The 17,439-nt window shown below is 70.2% G+C and carries 12 protein-coding genes; all 12 read right to left on the reverse strand.

Annotation, left to right across the window (positions count from 1 at the left end; genetic code table 11):
* Positions 1 to 43: 43 nt before the first annotated feature.
* The 12 genes from ACH4YP_RS42865 to ACH4YP_RS42920 all read right to left on the reverse strand — a co-directional run bounded on the left by ACH4YP_RS42865 (position 44) and on the right by ACH4YP_RS42920 (position 17,353).
* Entirely contained in the window at positions 44 to 1,183 is a 1,140-nt protein-coding gene (locus ACH4YP_RS42865) for a hypothetical protein (RefSeq protein ID WP_361062079.1), read from the reverse strand.
* Positions 1,176 to 1,586: a hypothetical protein gene (locus ACH4YP_RS42870; RefSeq protein ID WP_361062082.1), complete on the reverse strand. Its 411-nt coding sequence runs from the start codon at positions 1,584 to 1,586 to the stop codon at positions 1,176 to 1,178. The genes ACH4YP_RS42865 and ACH4YP_RS42870 overlap by 8 nt, the downstream gene beginning before the upstream one ends.
* Positions 1,587 to 1,596: 10 nt before the next feature.
* Positions 1,597 to 2,298: a hypothetical protein gene (locus tag ACH4YP_RS42875; RefSeq protein WP_266504234.1), complete on the reverse strand. Its 702-nt coding sequence runs from the start codon at positions 2,296 to 2,298 to the stop codon at positions 1,597 to 1,599.
* A complete protein-coding gene (locus ACH4YP_RS42880) occupies positions 2,295 to 2,978 on the reverse strand; it encodes a hypothetical protein (RefSeq protein ID WP_398496663.1) in 684 nt (227 codons plus the stop codon). The genes ACH4YP_RS42875 and ACH4YP_RS42880 overlap by 4 nt, the downstream gene beginning before the upstream one ends.
* Positions 2,979 to 2,995: 17 nt before the next feature.
* Positions 2,996 to 9,736, reverse strand: a complete 6,741-nt coding sequence (locus ACH4YP_RS42885) for a DUF4157 domain-containing protein (protein WP_398496665.1) — start codon at positions 9,734 to 9,736, stop codon at positions 2,996 to 2,998.
* Positions 9,733 to 10,053 carry a hypothetical protein gene (locus tag ACH4YP_RS42890; protein WP_361062091.1) on the reverse strand — a complete coding sequence of 107 codons (321 nt, stop codon included), beginning with the start codon at positions 10,051 to 10,053 and terminating at the stop codon, positions 9,733 to 9,735. The genes ACH4YP_RS42885 and ACH4YP_RS42890 overlap by 4 nt, the downstream gene beginning before the upstream one ends.
* The gene (locus tag ACH4YP_RS42895) at positions 10,044 to 12,191 is read right to left on the reverse strand and encodes an ATP-binding protein (RefSeq protein WP_398496667.1); all 2,148 of its coding nucleotides are present in this window, start codon (positions 12,189 to 12,191) and stop codon (positions 10,044 to 10,046) included. Before ACH4YP_RS42895 ends, ACH4YP_RS42890 begins: the two co-directional genes overlap by 10 nt.
* A 33-nt stretch (positions 12,192 to 12,224) precedes the next feature.
* Positions 12,225 to 13,241 (reverse strand): Pvc16 family protein, encoded by a 1,017-nt coding sequence (locus ACH4YP_RS42900; RefSeq protein WP_398496669.1) that lies wholly within the window; start codon positions 13,239 to 13,241, stop codon positions 12,225 to 12,227.
* Between the two features lie 82 nt (positions 13,242 to 13,323).
* Positions 13,324 to 14,064, reverse strand: a complete 741-nt coding sequence (locus ACH4YP_RS42905) for a hypothetical protein (protein WP_361062100.1) — start codon at positions 14,062 to 14,064, stop codon at positions 13,324 to 13,326.
* 34 nt (positions 14,065 to 14,098) lie between these two features.
* Positions 14,099 to 14,827 carry a hypothetical protein gene (locus ACH4YP_RS42910; RefSeq protein WP_361062103.1) on the reverse strand — a complete coding sequence of 243 codons (729 nt, stop codon included), beginning with the start codon at positions 14,825 to 14,827 and terminating at the stop codon, positions 14,099 to 14,101.
* A 66-nt stretch (positions 14,828 to 14,893) separates the two neighbouring features.
* Positions 14,894 to 15,418, reverse strand: coding sequence for a phage tail protein (locus ACH4YP_RS42915; RefSeq protein ID WP_055614510.1), 525 nt, complete (start codon positions 15,416 to 15,418; stop codon positions 14,894 to 14,896).
* Between the two features lie 69 nt (positions 15,419 to 15,487).
* Positions 15,488 to 17,353 (reverse strand): phage tail sheath C-terminal domain-containing protein, encoded by a 1,866-nt coding sequence (locus ACH4YP_RS42920; RefSeq protein ID WP_361062106.1) that lies wholly within the window; start codon positions 17,351 to 17,353, stop codon positions 15,488 to 15,490.
* Between the last annotated feature and the right edge of the window lie 86 nt (positions 17,354 to 17,439).

The following is a 17,439-nucleotide window of genomic DNA, read 5'->3' on the forward strand; positions in this document are numbered from 1 at the left end:
TGAAGTACTGCTGCGTATGCCGGGCGGTGCGTGCTGTGGCGGGTCAGGGCCTGACGTAGGCGCTGCGGGCTTCGAGGCCCTCCCGGGAGAGGGTGAAGTTCTGCTGGTACGAGCCCGGGCGCAGGGTGTGCGTGACGGACTTGACGTAGTAGTCGCCGTCGTAGGCCCGTCCGGCGCCGCGCACACCGACCAACTGGCGGGGATGCAGGAGATATCCGTGCCGGTTGACGTCGAGCGAACCGGAGCCCGAGATGACGTCGGCGGACACGGCGGCCCTGGCGAGGAGTTCGGCCTCGGCCTGCTCGCGCTGCTGCTTGGCGGTGCCGGCCAGGGTCCGGCGCTTGAGCGCCGGGGTGGGCCGCTTGCCGAGGGGCGGGCGCAGCGGGCTGATCGGCGGCTGCGGAAGGAGCGTGGACTGCCGGGTGCCGGGGTCCTGCCAGCGGGCCTGCGGTTCCTCCCGCGCCGTGCCGTCGTACGCGAACGTCAGCTGGTCGACGGTGGAGTTGTTGTCCATGTTGACGTTGAGCGCGTGCTGGCGGATGCCGAGCCTGACCTCGGGGCCCCAACGGGCTGACGACTGGCCGGGGTTGGGGCCGGGCTCCAGATAGAAGGTGTAGCCGTTGGCGCGGGCCAGCTCGTTGACGTACTGGAGGTCGGTGCCTGTCTGGTAGTGGACGCGGAGGTCCTGGTGCGGGGGCTGGGACACCTTCTCCGTGTAGACGTCCGGCCGGATGCCGTAGTCGGAGTAGCGGCGCAGGATGGCCAGGACGCGCTGGGAGGGAGGGAGGTTGGGGTAGCGGTCGGTCCGCTCCTCCAGGTCCATGAGGAGGCTCAGGTCCTCGCCGGTGACGGTGAGCGTGGAGTGGCCCGGCTGGTTGCTGGCGCCGACCTCCTGCCGCACGATCAGGCCGTCGAGGAGCACCTCGGGCGTGCCTTTCACGCTCACGGAGACGACGACGCGGGTCTTCGGGTCGAAGAATCCCTCCGGGAGCAGGGTGCGGTTGATCAGCCCGTTCTTGGTGAGGTCGAAGGCGAGCTGGAAGCCGCTGCGTTCGCCCGCGGTGGCCGTGATCTGGGCGGAGAGCAGGGCTTCCGTGACCTCCGCGGGGACGGGCCGGGTGAGCTTCGGTCCCATCTGGAGGGTGATGTGTACGGGGCCCCGGCCCACGGGGAGTTCAGACACGCCGGTCTCCCCGGTGCGCGCGCGGGAAGCCGCCGGCGAGGGGGACTTCGATGACGTTGCCCGCCTCGTCGGTCAACTCCCGCGGATCGAGTACGGGGTTGGCGTCCGCGATCTGCCACCACTGGGCGGTGTCGCCGAAGTAGCGCTGCCCGAGGAGGTCGGGGCGTTCGCCGCTGCGGACGGTGTGGCTCTGGGTTTCGTCGTCGCTCCCGGGCCCGCTCCCGGTCGCACTCGCGGTCTCGGCGAGGGGTGGGAGCAACCGGCGCTTGGTGTAACGGACTTCGGTGCCGTCGGGCTGGCGGTGGATGCCGATCTCGGCGTCGTGGTAGCGGCTGGTGCGGGGGTAGGGGTGGGCGCCCGGGATCGCGTCCAGGGCGTTCTCGTAGGGCTCGATGTCGGCCATGGCTTCTTCCTCAGCCCCTTCCGCTCAGTGTCGCCGTGCCGCCGATGTCCCCGCCGGTGAGGCCGAGTCCGCCGAGGCTGCCCCGGCGGGCGGCCGCCGCGAGGCGTTCCTTCTGGGCGAGGTGGGCCATGTAGAGGTCGGCGCCTCGGTGCCCGGCCGGGAGGTCGCTGACGGTGAGCACCTTGAGCCCGATGCCGAGCGAGGCCCTGATCGGGTTGAGGTTCACGTCGAAGGCGGACTCGTTGATGGACAGCTCGGTCAGCCGCACGGGCATCACCCGCTTGCTCCCCCATGTGAACAGCGTCAACGGCATCTCGATCGGGCTGATCTCGATGGTCCCCTTCTGCGAGAGCCGCGAGGCGTCCCGTATCTGCTGGGTCGTGGGCTGCACCAGCATTTCCAGGGTGGCGAGTTGCGGGTGAATTCCGTCAGGTGCCGCGACCTCGAACTGGTCGGTCGCGTCGATCTCCGCGGTGAACTTCCAGGTCTCCTGAGCGGGGCCCTTGAGCCGGAGCGCTTCGTTACGATCCCCGGTCCCACTGCCACCTCCACCGGAGTCCCCACTGCCTCCCGCCGACTGGGGGCTGAGACTGCGTTCGAGGGTGTCGGGGTTGAACTGGAGCACGATAATTCGCTGGGGCGTGCCTCGGTCGGGATCGACGACGACTATTCCGGACCGGATGGGCTTGGGGATGTCTGCGTAGCGGGTCATTGGCGGGCCTCCAGGCGGTTCCGCAGATCCGCATAGGCATACTCGGGAAAAGCCATCGAGAACAGGGCGAGCGCCTCAGTCAAATTAGTGGAAATCTCATGGAATTCAGGCCGCTCCAGTTCGACGTCCGTAAAGAGGTACTGCCAACCGAAGGCTCCCTTCATGACAAGCGCGGTTTCCATGTATGTGCCGTAGTCCAGGTCGAGACGGTCCAGCCGCGACCGAGACAGGTCGTAGAACCACACCTCCGGTTCCTGGCTCCGGCTCGTTACGCGAAGACCGGTTGCCCGTCCCGTGCCCGCGAAAGGTTCCTGGTCCATCACCTTCAAGTCCGCAAGAACGCTCTGCTCGGAAGAGGTGAGCGTGACATCTTCGAGCGGCGGCTGCCAACGCGTCAAACAGGTGTGAATATTGATCAGACAGAGCTCTCCATCGACACGAGGATCGCCTGTCGAATTCCACGAGACATGCAACTCCTCCGCCGGAAAATAGTACTCCTGTAGACCCGCAGCAATCGATGGGTCGATGTACTCCGACAGAGCCGCCCGCACTTCGGCCGAGTCGGAGGGCAGCACGATCGAGGGATCGGACGGGCGGGTCTCGATTTCAATCCCGTCCAGCTCACCCAGTTCCCTTAGAGCGTCGGCACTGCGTGCAGCAAAGCCTTCATTGGTCGACATAGCGCGCTACTCCTTGCTCACCTGAAGGTCCGCCAATCGATGTTCTTCTCCATCTTCTTGAGGTTCACGATCGATCGCCATAGATCCCTCTTGGTGTCGGGGCGCATACGGGGACGAGCAGCAAGGACCGTCCTGCCGATGTCCGCGATGCTGTTGTAGACAGGCCGGGTGCCGATCGACTTTCCATCGGCATCCTTACCTGCGATGTAGCGTGCAACGGTCATCGATATTCTTCCCGATGCAACATAGATACCGTCCTCGCCGGCCTGGTTGATGAAAAGCTTATTGTGTTCACCCTGGACAGGAAGCGGAATATTACTGCGCCGCACCGTCTGCTTTGCACGTTCCGGGAGCCAGGCGCTTCGCTTGTGACGAGGCTCTCCGGCTATCTTGCGATATCCGCCATAACTCGACTCCATCGAACTGGGGAAACCGTCCGGGTATCCGTCGACAGAGTTGGGTTGGCCGCCGGTGTGGAACTTCACACTCGATGAGAACCAGATCATCTCTTCCGGTTGCGGGACGGCATCATGCGCCGGCCGCTCGACGCCGTTCTTGAAATCGCCGTTCATGACGTTTCGGGCAGGGACGAGATTGTTGTCAGTTGCCATACCACCAATGGCCTCAGGGAGCAGATGCATTCGCACCCAGGCCGTGTTGTCCGACAGCCGGTGGTCCTTGACATACTTCCATCCGTGCGGATGGTTCCCCTTCTCTGCGGCGCTGGCGATCTGGCCGGTTCCCTTTACGTGTTTACTCAGGAACTTGGCCACCAAGTGATCCGCCTTCCCTTGATGGAAGGTCGGGAAGTCCGGCTCGGGCAGGCCGTCTTCCTCCACCTTGTCGAGCTGGACCCTTTGATTGACCCGCTCACCCACGATGACGAGAGCCTGTGGGTTGAGGCGAGCGGTTACCACGACGTCCGGATTTCCGGTCGCTTCGAGGGCGGACAGGCGATACCACAGACGCTGCTGCTTCAGTAGCTCGTGGAACTGCGTCTCCCAGATCCCGTCGCCCTTGAGCTTCCGCCTGAGGGTTCGACGTATCCTCGCGACGATCTCCTCGAGACGCTCCTCCTTCGACTCCTTCGAGTCCTCCTGCCGCTTCCGCTCGTCCCTCTTCTTCTGCTTCTCCTGCTTGACCCTGTCCGGGTCCTTTCCTTTCTGCTTCCCGTCGTTTTCCTTGCTGTGCCTGGGATTCTGCCCGTCCGTTTCCTTGGAATTTCCGGGCTTGTTGCCGTCCTTGTCGGACTTCGGTTTGCCGGGTGCGTCCTTGTCCGTGCTGGGCTTTCCTGAGCCGTCTTTGTCGCCGTCCTTGTCCGTGAGCCCGTTCGGGTCCTGCTCCTTGGGCCTGTCCGGCGTCTTGTCGTCGGCCTTGGGGTTGGAGCCCGCGTCCTCCTTGGGCCTGCCCGGAGCGTCGTCCTTCGGGCGAGGCCTCGTGTCCGGTTCGGGCTTCGGCTTCGGCCGGGGGGCCGGTTGGGGCTTGGGCTTCGGGGACGGGGTCGGGCGGGTGTCCGGCCTGTCGTCTTCCTTGTCCTTCGGGCGGCCGTTCTTGTCGTTGCCCGTGGGTTTCCGGGTGTCGGCCGGGGTCTTGGGAGCGCCAGGGCCGGGCTTGGTGCCTTCCTTGGCGGGGGCGCCGGGTGACGTGGGCCTCGCCGGGGTGGTGGTCCCGGGCTTCTTCGGGGCGGGCGTCCCACCCGGGCGCGGCCCGGCGGTCGTCGGGCGGCTCGTCGTCGGGCGGCCAGTTGCCGGACGGCTGGTTGTCGGGCGCGTGGTCGGTGTGCCGGAGGTGGGGCTGGTCGCGGTGTCCGGCTGCGGGCGGGTCTTCTTGTCGCCGCCCCTGTCGTCCGAGCCCTGGCCCGCCGGGCTCCTGCCCCCGCCAGGCTTCTCCTTGCCCAGGTTCATGGCCACGCTCCTGAGGCGGCGGCCCACCTTGGCGACGTACTTGCCGATGCCGTTCAGCAGGAACTCGTAGGCGAGTTCGAGGAGGGCGACGATGCCGGCCGCGACCGCCTTCGCGAAGAGGATGCCCGCGCCGCCCTGGCGGACCGCCTTCAGCCAGGTGATGACCGCGCCGATCGCGCGGAGGATCTCGCTGAGGGCGCCGATGGCCGTGCGGATGGCGTCGATGACCGCCATCGCCCAGCCCGCGCCGGGGATGAGCTTCGCGATGACCTTCGTTATGACGATCTCGCCGATGATGAAGGGGAGTTGGGGGACGATCGCGTCCCACGTCTCCTTGACGATGCGCTCCAGGGTGAAGCCGCCCTTGATGAGCTTGTCGATCATCGCCTTCGGAATGCCGAGGATCTCCTCGATCTTCGACTGGAACCACTGCTTGACGGCGGCCTGCACCTCGCGGAAGAGATGGTTCTTCGCCCCGTCCACGGCGGAGTTCTTGGCGCCGCTCAGCCAACCGCCCGGGTCGGAGAGGAAATCGACGGCGATCATCATGAACTCGCCGAGCGCGCCCAGGATTTTGGAGGCGTATTCCAGGACCGTCTTGACCGCGGCGACGACTGCCTTGATGACATCCAGCAGCATCTTCTTCAGGATGCTCAGAATGCTGCCCAGCAGCTTCCCGATGGCGTGCAGCAGATCCGTGATGATCTGCTTCAGCATTTTCGCCAGCCGGTTCACCATGGCGATCGCCGCCGAGATCAGCCCACTGATGAACTTCCGGATACGGTTCGCCAGTTCGATGATCCCCCGGACCAGCGCCTTGGCGAATTCGATCAGGTCGTCGATGAGGTTCTTGATCGCTTCGACGATGAACTTTCGCGCCTCGTTGATCCAGCGCTCGACCGTGTCCTTGAAGTTCTTGATGAAACCGACGACCGCGTCACGCGCCGCTTTGATGACGCGGACGATCGAGTTCTTGATCTCGATGACCTTCTCTTTGATCCAGTCGAAGGCCTTGCTGATCCAGTTGCCCGAGTCGTTGACGCTGTCGTCGCGCTTCTTCTCGGCGTCCTGTTCGGCCTTGGTGTTCTCGTCCTGGATCTTCTTGTCGCCGTCCTCCTTCTCCTTGTCGACGTCGTCGTCGGTCTTCTTCTCCTTGTCCTGGACGTCCTTACGGACCTTGTCGTGCCGCTCGCTCTTCTTCGTACCGAGGTTCTTGAGCTCCTCGTCCTGCTCCTTGCGCCAGTCGGCACGCTGCGCGGTGACATCGCCGAGGGCCTTCTCGCGCTCGCCCTTCTGGCTCTCGGTGTTCGCCGCGACCTCGTCGTCGACCTTCTGCTTGTGCTTCGCCTGCGAGTCGCGGAAGTCGCGGTCCTTGGTCTGCCGCCCCTCGGACATGCCCTTCTGGCCATCGCTGAACGCGGCCTTGAACTGCGGCCCCCGGTCGTGCTCCGCCACCTCGGACGCGGCCTCCGCGGGCACGGCCCCCGTGGACGCGCCGCCCTCCGGCACCCCGCCCTTGCCGCCCTCGGGGCCGGGCACCTTCGCCTTCAGCTGCTCCTTGGGCGCGTCGGGGTAGACCTGGTTCTCGCCCATCGGGCGGGCCGCGTCGTCACGGCCGGTCGTGACGGTCTCCTGGCCCTTGGTGTCGACCGCGCCACCCTGTTCGCCCGCCGTCCGGTCCGCCTCGCCCTGCAGCTCGACACCCGGCGCGTTGCCCGCCTGGGCCTGCTTGAGCGCCTCGTCCTTCGTCGGCAGCCCGGCGAACTTGGCCGCCAGCTCCTGCGCGTCCACCTCGAAGCCCAGCTTGTCCGCGATCCAGCCGATGCCGAAGCCGAGGGCCATCTTGAACGTGTCCCAGCCGCTCGGCTCCTCCGCCTTCTCGGCCTCGATCTGGCCCTCGGGCTCCTTGGCGCCCTTGACCTCGGCCTTCTCCTCCTCGGGCGCCTCGGACTTCTGCGCCGCGTCCTGGGAGTACTGGGCGGGCGCGTCGGCCTTCGGCTTGCCCTGGAGCGTCTGGGGCGCACCGGCGGGACGCTGCATCGACGGCGGCGCGGCGGCGAGCGCCTTGTGCTCGTCGCCGACGGTACGGTCCACCGAGCCGCCCACGCCTCCCATGGCCTCAAGTGCCTTGTGGGGCTTGAGACTTGAAGCCGTGGACAGGCCCGCCTCCGGGGCCACCTGGGAAAGGTTCGGGGCCGGGCCCGAGTCCTTCTTGCCCTTGCCCTTGGCAGCCGGCACGGCCGCGCTGCCGCCACCACGACCGCCGCCACCGCCGCCACCGCGCGAACCCTTGGCAGCGGGAGACGACTTGGTCGCCTTCGGCGCCGCAGCGGCCTTGGGAGTGGGCGCGGCGGCCGGGCCGGCCTCCTCCTGCGCCGACGGCTCGGGGGCCTGGACGGGTTCCGGAGCAGCGGGCGCGGGCTCCTGCACCGCCGGCGCCTGCGGAGCCGCACTCCCCGTACTCCCCCCGCCCGACGACTGACTCTGGGCGCCTCCTCCGGACGAGCCGCCGGAGACATGGCTGTCCCTCGCGGCCGAAGCACTCGAAGCACTCGAAGCCTCCGACGCCGGCTCACTCCTGCCCGCCGTACCCCCGGAAGCCGACCCGGTCGACGAGGTCGAGGACGGCGAGGACCCCTGAGTCTGCCCGCCCGCAGCCGCGGTCGCCTGACCGGACTCCGACTTCTTCTGCTCCTGTCGGCCCGAGGCCTCGGACCCGCCCGACTGGGCGCCGCCCGCCTGCGGAGACGCCTTCTCCTGTGCACCGGCCGACTTGTCGCCCGCGGCCGGCGTGCCCTTCTCCTCCTTGGCGGCCGTCTCCTGCGCCTCACCACCGTCCTCGGACCTGCCCGGCGCCTCCTGCACCGCCGTCTGCGCGGACACGGGCCCGGCCTTGGGGTCGGCGCCGCTCTTCGGGTCCTTCGACAGCGAGCCCGGTACGGGAGGCGGGGCGGCGGCGTTCTCCAGCGCGAGATCGCCGAGCGGCCCGTCCCCGACAGTGGCTTCCTCGCCTTCGGGCGCGGCCTCCGTGTCGGCGGACCGGTCGGCGTCGCCCTCGGACTCGGACTCAGAGGCCGCGTCCTCCGCGTCCTCGGCATCCCGCTCCGCCTGCACCTTGTCGGCCTTCGTGGCCGGAGGCGCGGCGGACGACGGTACGGCAGCCCCGGCGGCGGAGGCCGGATCCGCCTCGTCCGCGGTCGGTACGCCGGATACGTCGGGATCCTGCTCCGGGATGAAGTCCTCGGGCTGGAGCTTGACGTCCCAGGCGCTCTTCTCCCCGCCGCCGACCTCGACCTCCGACTCGCTGCCGGAGCCGAACGGGTCCTCGTCGTCCGTCTCCTCGGGGCCTTCGAGATCCTGGCTGCGCACACCGTCGAGCCTGCTGAGCGGGCCGGACTGCGGCCCGCCCTTGCCCGCCGTCGTGGGGGAACCCGTCGGCTTCGGCTGCCCGGCCTTGTCCTGCGGCTTCACCTTCTGGCTCGCCACGAGCGCATCGACCGCGCCCGGGCGATTCCTGGCCGCGGATTCCTCCTTGCCGGCTGCGGGAGCCTCCTGCCGTTCCGAAGCCTCCTCGCCTCCCTTGCCCTCCTTCTCCCCCTGACTTCCCTTGTCCTCCTTGCCGGCCTTGCCTTCCCCGGCTGCCTTCTTCTCGCCCTTGCCCTGCTCGGACTTCGCCGCCTCGCCCTGCGCGGAGCCCGCGGTCGTCTTCCCGCCGGTCTGCTGCGCGCTCTCGGCCGTACCGCCGCCCGAAGGCTGCCCCGCGCCCTCGCTCTCCTTGCCGGTGCCGGCACCGGCACCGGCACCGGGGCTCGGCTCCCGATCACCACCCGGTGCGGTACTCCCGTTCCCCGGCGCCGAGTTCTCCGGCGTCGACCCGGCCGCCCCCTCCGAACCAGCTCCCTCCGAACCGGCCGGTTCCTTCTCCGGCCCTGGAGCCGCCCCGGGCTTCCGCTCCTCTGCCCGGTCCTCCTCGACCGAACGCTGCTCGCTCTCCCGCTCGACCCGCGACTCCTCGGCCGCGTCCGGCTCGACGGCCGGGGCGTCGTACGAGTCCGTCTCCTCCGGAAGATCCCCGTCGGCCTCGATCTCCTCGACCAGGTCGAGCACCCGGTCGTGCTCCGAACCGAGCAGCCGGTCCTCCAGGCGGTCGAGGACGCCGTCCAGCAACTCCTCGGGCAGCCGGGCGAGTTGCCTGCGTGTGCGCTTCGAGCGGTCCTCCGGGTCGCCTCGCAGCGAGCGCACGACCGAGTTCGTCAGACGGTCGACGAGGGTGGCGGGGTCGATCTGCTCCAGCCGGTTCCGGTCGGCGTCGACGGTGGCGTACCTCAGCCAGCCGGGTGTGGCCCGGCCCTCCGCCACCTCCGGCGCGGATTCCTGAGCGGCGGCCGGACGTACGAGATCCTGGGCGGCCGACTCCGCCTCGCGCTCGATGGCCTGCTGGGGCAGGCTCACCGCGCCCGGGTCGCGGCCGGCGCGCAGCGCTCCGAGGCCGTCCGGGTTCTGCACGGTGTGCAACAGCTCGTGGGCGAGCAGGCGTTGGCCGTCCGCGGTGCCGGGACGGTAGGCGCCCTCGCGGAAGAAGATGTCCTGGCCGACCGCGACCGCGTCCGCACCCAGCAGCTCGGTCAACTGCCCGGCGTCCCGCCCGGTGTGCAGGCGTACGCGGCCGAGGTCGTGGCCGAGCTGTTCCTCCAACTCCCTTCGTACGCCGACGTCGAGAGGCTGTCCGGCGCCGCTGACGATGTCCTTCGGCTCGGGCGTACGGGCCTTGGCCGCACGCTCCTTGCGCTTGCGGCGACGCTCCTCGGCGGCCTGCTCCGAACGGCCGTGCTGTGTCCGGGAGTTGCCGCTCAAGGGGTCACCTCCCCACGGCCGGAGAGTCCCGCGTGCACCGCGCGTGCCAACTCCTGGCCGAGCCGCCGCGCGGACAGCCCGGCGGGCAGCGGCGGCAGCCCGGACAGTGCGTCCACGCTCATCGCGCCGTCCGCCGCCAGCGGTACGCCACGCTCGCGTACCAGCCGGGCGAGTTCGTGCTCGAACGCGGCCGACACCCGGTCCGGGTCCACGCGGAAGCCGTCGAGGACGAGTTCGCCGACGTTCACCCGGATCGCGCCAGGTTCCCTGCCCGCGTCCCTGCTGGTGCCGCTGCCCGCGTCCCTGCTCACACCCATCCGCGGACCTCCCCCGGCGTCAGGGAGCGCTCCAGCTTGAGGTACTCGGTGCGGGCCGCCGCGAGCATGTGCCGCATCTGCAGCCGGTCGCCCTCCTCGGCCGCGAGGAACGCGCCGGACAGGGCGATGTTGCGGATCGAGCCGCCGGCGACGGTCAGTTGGGCCAGCAGTTCCGGCTCGATGCCCTTCGTCGGGGTCCGCGAGGGCAGGACCCGGCGCCAGATCTCGGCGCGCTCGTGCTCGGCCGGGAAGGGGAAGTCCACGACGAAGCGGATCCGGCGCATGAACGCCGTGTCCAGGGCCTTCTTCATGTTGGTGGTGAGGATCGCGAGCCCCCGGTAGGCCTCCATCCGCATCAGCAGATAGCTGACTTCGAGGTTGGCGTACCGGTCGTGACTGTCCTTGACCTCGCTGCGCTTGCCGAAGAGGGCGTCGGCCTCGTCGAAGAGGAGGAGCGCGCCACCGGCTTCGGCGGCGTCGAACACCTTGCGCAGGTTCTTCTCGGTCTCACCGATGTACTTGCTGACCACCTGGGACAGGTCGACGATGAAGAGGTCGAGGCCGAGTTCCTTGGCCATGACCTCGGCGGCGAGCGTCTTACCCGTTCCCGAACCGCCCGCGAACAGGGCCGTCACGCCAAGCCCTCGGCGCAGAGTCGCGGCAAATCCCCACTCCTGGTGGACAGTTGCCCGCTGCCGCACGTGCGCGACGATCTCGCGCAGCACACTCGTCTGCCGCTCGTGCAGCACGAGGTCGTCCCAGCCCGCCTCGGGCTCGATACGGCGGCCCTGGTCGTCCATGCCGACACGGGCCTCGTTCATTCCGGCCCGCCAGGCGAGTCGACCGGCGTCCACTTCGTCCTCGCCGGGCAGATCACGTCGTACGGCGGCGGCAGCGGCACGTACGACATGGGGCGGCAGCTGGAACTGGGCGACCAGTGACCGCAGTTCGCCTTCGGGGATCTCGGCGACGCCCTCGAACGCGCCTGTCCACAGGCCGAGTTGCTCCTCGTCGTCCAGTCGCGGCACGGCCACCCGTTCGCCGTGCGGCCGGTCCGTCTGGCGCGGGTCGGCGCTCGACACGACGACGGGGACGGCGGCTCCGGCGAGGAACGCGTCGGTGGCCGCGTGCTGGTCACGGTCGAGTTCACCGGCCTCCACGAGCAGGGCGGCGGGCAGCAGGATCGCCTCGCGCTGCCACAGCCGGGCCAGCCGGTCGCGGTCCGCGGGGTCCGTGGGAATGTCCTCGGCACTCATCGCGTACAGCCCGAGCCCGGAGCGGGCGGCGGCCGCGGCGGCGATGTCGGCGCGGCTGCGCAGATCGCCGCCGACCACCTCGACGAGCAGGGGCGCGTCCGGCCGCGCGCCGGTCGTCCAGCCCGTGGCGACGCGGCTCGCGGCCTGGTCGTACGACGGCGGCAGCTCGTCCGGCACCGGCGTGCGGCGCAACTGGCCGTGCAGGCGGGCGTCCAGGTAGGGCGAGCCGAGCAGGAAGTGCAGGATGCGCTCGTCGAGCCGCAGCCGGGACAGCGTCAGCCGCGAGTCGTCGTCCAGCTCCACGATCCGCCAGCGCCGCAGGGGCGCCACCGGGGTCAGCGCACTCCAGTGCGGTTCGGCGAGAGCGGCCAGCGCGAGCGAGAACGTGGGGTACGCGCGCTCCGGGTCACCGCTCGCCGCGGCACACCGGGCGGCGGCCGTGGCGTCCAACTCGTAGGCGGCGGTGAGGAGTACGAGGTCCCGCTCGAAGGCGCTGAGCCCGAAGCAGGCGACGAGCGCGTCGAGGGGCGCGGTGGCGGGGCCCGCGGGGTGCTGTACGGGGTGACCGGCGTCCACCGGCCCACCGGGGCCGGGCTCGGAGCCAGAGCCGGGCTCGGAGCCGAGGCCGGAGCCGTCGTCGGACTCTGGCGCCGAGCCCGCTCCCGGACCGGATCCCGCCTCCGAACTGGTTCCCGAGCCGGATTCCGTACCCGGACCGGATTCCGTACCCGGCCCCGACTCGGTGGCCCGGGCCGCATGAGCCGCGTGGGCCGCCCCCCGGGCCGCATGGGCGTCGACACGGGCCAGGACGCGCCGGATCTCAGCGGTCAGCGTCGTGCTGCCGCCGGCCGTGCCGGGTGTGCCCGCCTCGTTCGTCCTCATGCCCTCACCTGCCCCCGTCGTTCCCACGCCGCCTCAGTCCTCCGTGCCCTCGTGGCCCTCGGAGCCCTCGCCGACCGTCGAGGCATCCGCGGAGGACCCGGTTGACGCAGAGGTCGCGGCTCCCGTGCTCTTGGCCGCACCGCGCGCCGACCTGCCGGACTGGGCCGACTTGCCCGACTGGGCAGCCTTGTTGGGCTGTCCCTCCTTACGGGCGCGAGCCGGCGCCTTGGCGGCGGCCCTCACCGGTGCTTTCGCGGGAGCCTTCGCCGGTGTCTTGGCCGCGGCCTTCGAGGCAGGCTCGGCCTCGGCCTCGGCTCCAGGCTTGGCGGGCGTCTTGGCGGCAGCCTTCGTCCTCGCCTCACCGGACGTCTCTTCGGAAGCCCCGCCTTCCGGGGACGCGGATCCATTCGCGGAGGCGCCGGGCGGAACCGGCGCTCCCGGCGCCCCGAACGGCAACACCCGCACCCCAGCCCGTTCCACCGGCTTCGCCGGAACCGGCACCTCGCGTCCCTCGATGAAGACGAGGGCGGCCTGGTACACGACCGACAACGTGTACGGGGTCTGGTGGAGCATCCCCCACAGCTTCGAGGTCTCGTCGATGTCCATCACCGTCGGTGAGAACCGCACCCGCTGCGCCGCCTCGGCCAGGTCGCTGCTCGCCAAGTAGGGCTTCTCCCCGGCCAGTTCGATGATGTCCTTCGGCAGGACGGGTATCTCGTGCAGCGTGCGCACCACGGAACCGATGAGCCGCTGCCCGACCAGCTCCGGCTCCTCGCCGTAGGCACTGATCAGGAAGTGCAGGTCCAGTGCCGCGGCGGCCCGCTTGAGCAGCGTGCCGTCGGAGGCGCGCGTCGGCAGGTCGTTGTTCCGCTGCGAGGTGTTGGGCGTGACCTGGTACAGGAACACGGTGATGGTGGGCTCGGCCGGCGGATCGGCCGACGGCTTGCGCGGTTCGACCTTGACGGCCATGTCGATCTCGGGCTGGAGATTCGCCTCGATCAGCAGGGCGAGGGCCTGGGTGACGTGGGCGATGGCAAGTGCGTTGCTCATGACGTCAGTTCCTCAGTCCCAAGTTCCTCGGTCCCACCAGGTCCGCCCTCGGTGCTCCGGCGGTCGTCTCGTCGTACGTTCCTCACTCGCGCCCCCTCGCCAGGTACTCCGCCAGGCTCACCGTCGCCCCCTGCCGCGCCGGGGCAGCGGAGCCCCGGCTCCCGCCGCCCGCGGTCGCGGGACCCGCCGCCGTCACTTCGAGCCGCCCGATCTGCACCTGCACCACCTGCTCGCCCCCGCGGCCCGACCGTCGGCCCGCGGCCTGCCGTACGGCGTCCCGGGCCGCCGCCGTGTCCGCCGAGCTGGGTCGCAGCGCGGCGGACAGGGCGGCGGGGGAAGCGGTGGCCGCACCCGAGGGGAGGGGCACGGACACCGCGCTCGGGGAGGAGGACCGCTCCGGCTCGCCCCGCCCGGTGGAGCGCCGCGCGGTGTCGGGGACGGGCCGCGGCCCCGGCGCCACCGGCACAGCGGGCCTGAGCAGCGGCGCCTCGGGCAGGTCCCGTGCCACGGGCGACTGGGGCGCGAGGTCGTCCGACGGCGTCCGCTCGGGCCGTACGACGGTCCGCTCTCGCTCCGTACGGAACTGGACCTCGCGGACCGCCGGGCGTGCCAAGTCGCCGTCGGACGTGGGTGATTGGGCGGAAGTCGGCCACAGCGGCTCGGCCGTCTCCGGTTCCTGTGCGCCGGCCCGTACCGCCTCGACCCGCTCGAAGGGTCCGGCGAGTCGCGGCCGTACACGCGCCACACCGGGGCGGGGCGCGGCGGCCGGGGTGTGCCGGGCGAGCAGCCGGTCGAGGAAGTCGGGCGCGCGGGGCGCCCCCACGTCCCCCTCCTTCACGGGGTGTCCTCCCGCAGAGTCAGACATCCGCACACAGCTCCAGGTAGTAGCGGCGCCGCAGCGGGCTGAGCGCCAGGATCTCCGGCTCGCTCCAGCCGTAGGCGGTGGCGAGCAGGTGGACGTCGAGGAGCACGTCCCGTGCCCAGGCGTCCAGTTCGGTCCACAGGTAGGAGGCGATGTCGAGCTCGGCCCGGGTGGCGGCGCCGCACTCGGGGCAGTTGACGTTGAGCGTGACGTCGGCGCCCGGGTCGGCCTCCTGGGCCGCCTCGGCGAGCCGCCGCTGCACCGTCTCGGGCAGCGCGTCGGCGGGGACGTCCACCCCGTCGCGCACCGCCGAGACGACGCAGCGGGCGAGCAACGCCCGCCGTGGATCCGGGTGCCGGGCGGCCGCCGTCAGGTCGGCGACGCCCGGCACCCGGAACTCGATCTCCCAGCCGTCCTCGGCAACCTGCACCGAGGGCTCGGCGGGAGCGCCTGTCGACCGGGCCAATTCCCCTGCGTCCAGGTCGAATTCCATGTCCTCGCCGCAGGCCGAGCAGGGGAGGCGCACCTGCATCCGCTCGCCGAACAGAGCCCGGCGCAGCGTGAAGAGGTCCGCCTCCCGCTCGCCGACCGGCAACGCGGACAGCGTCTCGCCGCCGGTGTCGGGGCGTGCGGCTCGGTGCAGCAACAGGGCGCGTCCGGACGGGGCCTGGGCAAGCCCGGTCTCCCAGGTGGTGAGCAGCTCAGCCGCCCGAGTGTTAGTCATGCCCGCCCCCGTTCCGTACCCGCCCCGCCGCCCCCGCGGCCCATCTGTCGTTCAACTTGCCGCCGTTCAGGCAGGGTTGAGGAACGAGGGCTCCTCCGGCTCGGGCACCTCGTAGTCCCGCTCCCAGCCCTCGCACTCCAGCTTCAGCGACTGGATGGCCACCGCGTTGGCATTGGCGTCCAGCTCGCCGAGGACCTGGTACTCGCTCGGCCAGGTCCGGTAGAGCTTGTGCGAGACGGCGACTTGCCCTGCCTCGTTGAGGACCTGGATGACGATGTCCTTGCGGAAGTCGGCGAGGGACACCTCGGAGCCGAGACCGGCCCCGACCTGCCAGACCTTGTTGGCCCAGCGGTCGAACTCGGGGTCGTGCGTGACCCCGCGCTCCAGGGTGATGCCCTCGAACTCCGAGCGCCCCGGCGACTTGCGCGGGGAGCTGGGGTCGCCGCCGTGCCGGTGCTTGACGACCTCGGTGGTCCGCTTCAGCGGACTGATCTTGCTGATGCCCGCGACCGTACGACCGTCCCACAGCACAAGGAACTTGAAGTTCTTGTACGGGTCGAAGCGCTGGGCGTTGACAGTGAACTCAGCCATCGGTTTCCTTCACGTTCTCCGTCGTAGATCTCAGAGCCAGAACTCAGAGTTCGAACTCGGAACTCGAACTCAGAGCTCGAACTGCCCGGACGTCTGCTGGATCCTGACGATCACGAACTCGGCGGGCCTGACCGGCGCGATGCCGACCAGGACGTTCACGACGCCGTTCGCGATGTCCTCGTCCGTCGTGGTGTCGTGGTCGCACTTGACGAAGTACGCCTCGCGCGGCGTGCCGCCCTTGAAGGCGCCCTGACGGAACAGCGTGTGCAGGTACGAGGAGGCGCCGAGGCGGATCTGCTGCCACAGGTTCTCGTCGTTGGGCTCGAACACGACCCACTGCAGGCCGCGTTGGAGGCTCTCCTCCACATGCAGCGCGAGCCGCCGCACGGGCACGTACTTCCACTCGCTGTCGAGCGCGTCCGAGCCCTCAAGGGTGCGCGCGCCCCACACGAGCGGGCCCACCATCGGCATGGTGCGCAGGCAGTTGACGCCGAGCGGGTTGAGCAGCCCGGTCTCGCGGTCGGTGAGGTCGACCGTGAGGGAGTGCACGCCCGCGAGCCGTGCCTCGGTGCCGGCCGGGGCCTTCCACACCCCGCGCTCGGAGTCCGTGCGCGCGTAGACCCCGGCGACCGCGCCGGACGGCGGGAAGGAGCGCAGCCGGCCAGTGAGCGGGTCGGTGAGCTGGAGGTGCGGGAAGTACAGGCCCGCGTGGTTGCCGCGTACGGCGTCGAAGGCCGCGAGTCCGGCGCGGGCGGTGTCCACGCTGACCCAGGTGCCCGGCGCGTCGACGAGGAGGAAGATCCGCCGCTCCTGGCAGAGCCGCTGGGCCGCCGAGACGACGGTGATCGCGTCCTCGGTGGACTCGTACGCCGCCAGCTCCGGCAGGACGAGCAGGTTGACGTCCGCGACGCCGCGCAGCGCCTGGATGCCGGTCTTGTCTGCCTCACCGCCGATGAGGTCGCGCGGTCCGGGCGCCTCGCCGTCCTCGCCGCCCTCCAGCGGGAAGACAGGCGGGTTGACGGAGGCCTCAAGGCCCAGGTCGTTGGCGCACTCACCGACGAAACGGACGACGTCCTCGGGGTCGGTGGAGCCCGCGACGACCTGGAGGCGCTTGCCGAAGGCGGTGACCTCGGCGCCCGCGAAGGCGTGCTTGCCGGGCGCGTCGGGCAGTGCCCGCAGCTTGCGTTCGAGCAGCAGGGCCAACTCGGCGACGTTGGACGGGGCTTCGCCGTCGCAGTCGGGGTCGTACAGCGTGAACTCGCGCTCGACCTCACCGATCTTGACGGTCAAATCGACGGCGAGGTCGGGCAGTTCGTGTCCGAACGGCTTGGAGACGGTGCCGGACGGGTCGGGGCGGCCCTCGCCCACGGCCTCGACGCGGATGAGGCGCGACCCCGCGTTGATCACGGTCGGCGCGTGCCGGCCGTGCGAGGCGTCCATGGACAGACGGGTGAAGCTCTCGCGGGCCTCGCCCTTGGCGTCGTACACCCGCAGGTTGAACGTCTCGTCCGGGCAAGGCGTGTCGTAGTCGACGGCGACGCGCAGGCCGTTGCCCCACACGCCCGGCTCCTTGGCGTGCACTTCGAGGACCGCGCTCTCGCTGTGGCCCTCGGTGGACTCCAGGGTGACGCAGGCCGCCTTGCCGCTGCCCGCCCTGGCGACGCGGACGATCACGGCGACCGTGCCGCCGTTGCCGAAGAACTGGTGCACGGCGTAGCCGACGGCGCTCTGCGAGCTCAGCCCGCCGAAGCGGCGCTCGAATTCGGTGAAGCTCGTGACGCGAACCGGCTCGTTCAGCGGGCCGCGCCGGGTGTGCCCCACGAAGGCGGTCACCGAGGTGGTGACGGTCGAGATGGTCCGGGCGCTGCTGGGAAGCTCTTCGACGTAGACGCCGGGATACGTCGGCCTGGCAGTGTTCACCGCGGTCATCGGCATTCCCCCTCCTAATCCGTTCTCGGGCACCGGGTGAAAGGCACCAAGAGGCGGCAGAGGGAGACGTCTCGTTCACGGCGCACGCGGAG

Origin of the sequence: Streptomyces sp. NPDC020747, from assembly GCF_044334695.1 — a bacterium.
Classification (GTDB): domain Bacteria; phylum Actinomycetota; class Actinomycetes; order Streptomycetales; family Streptomycetaceae; genus Streptomyces.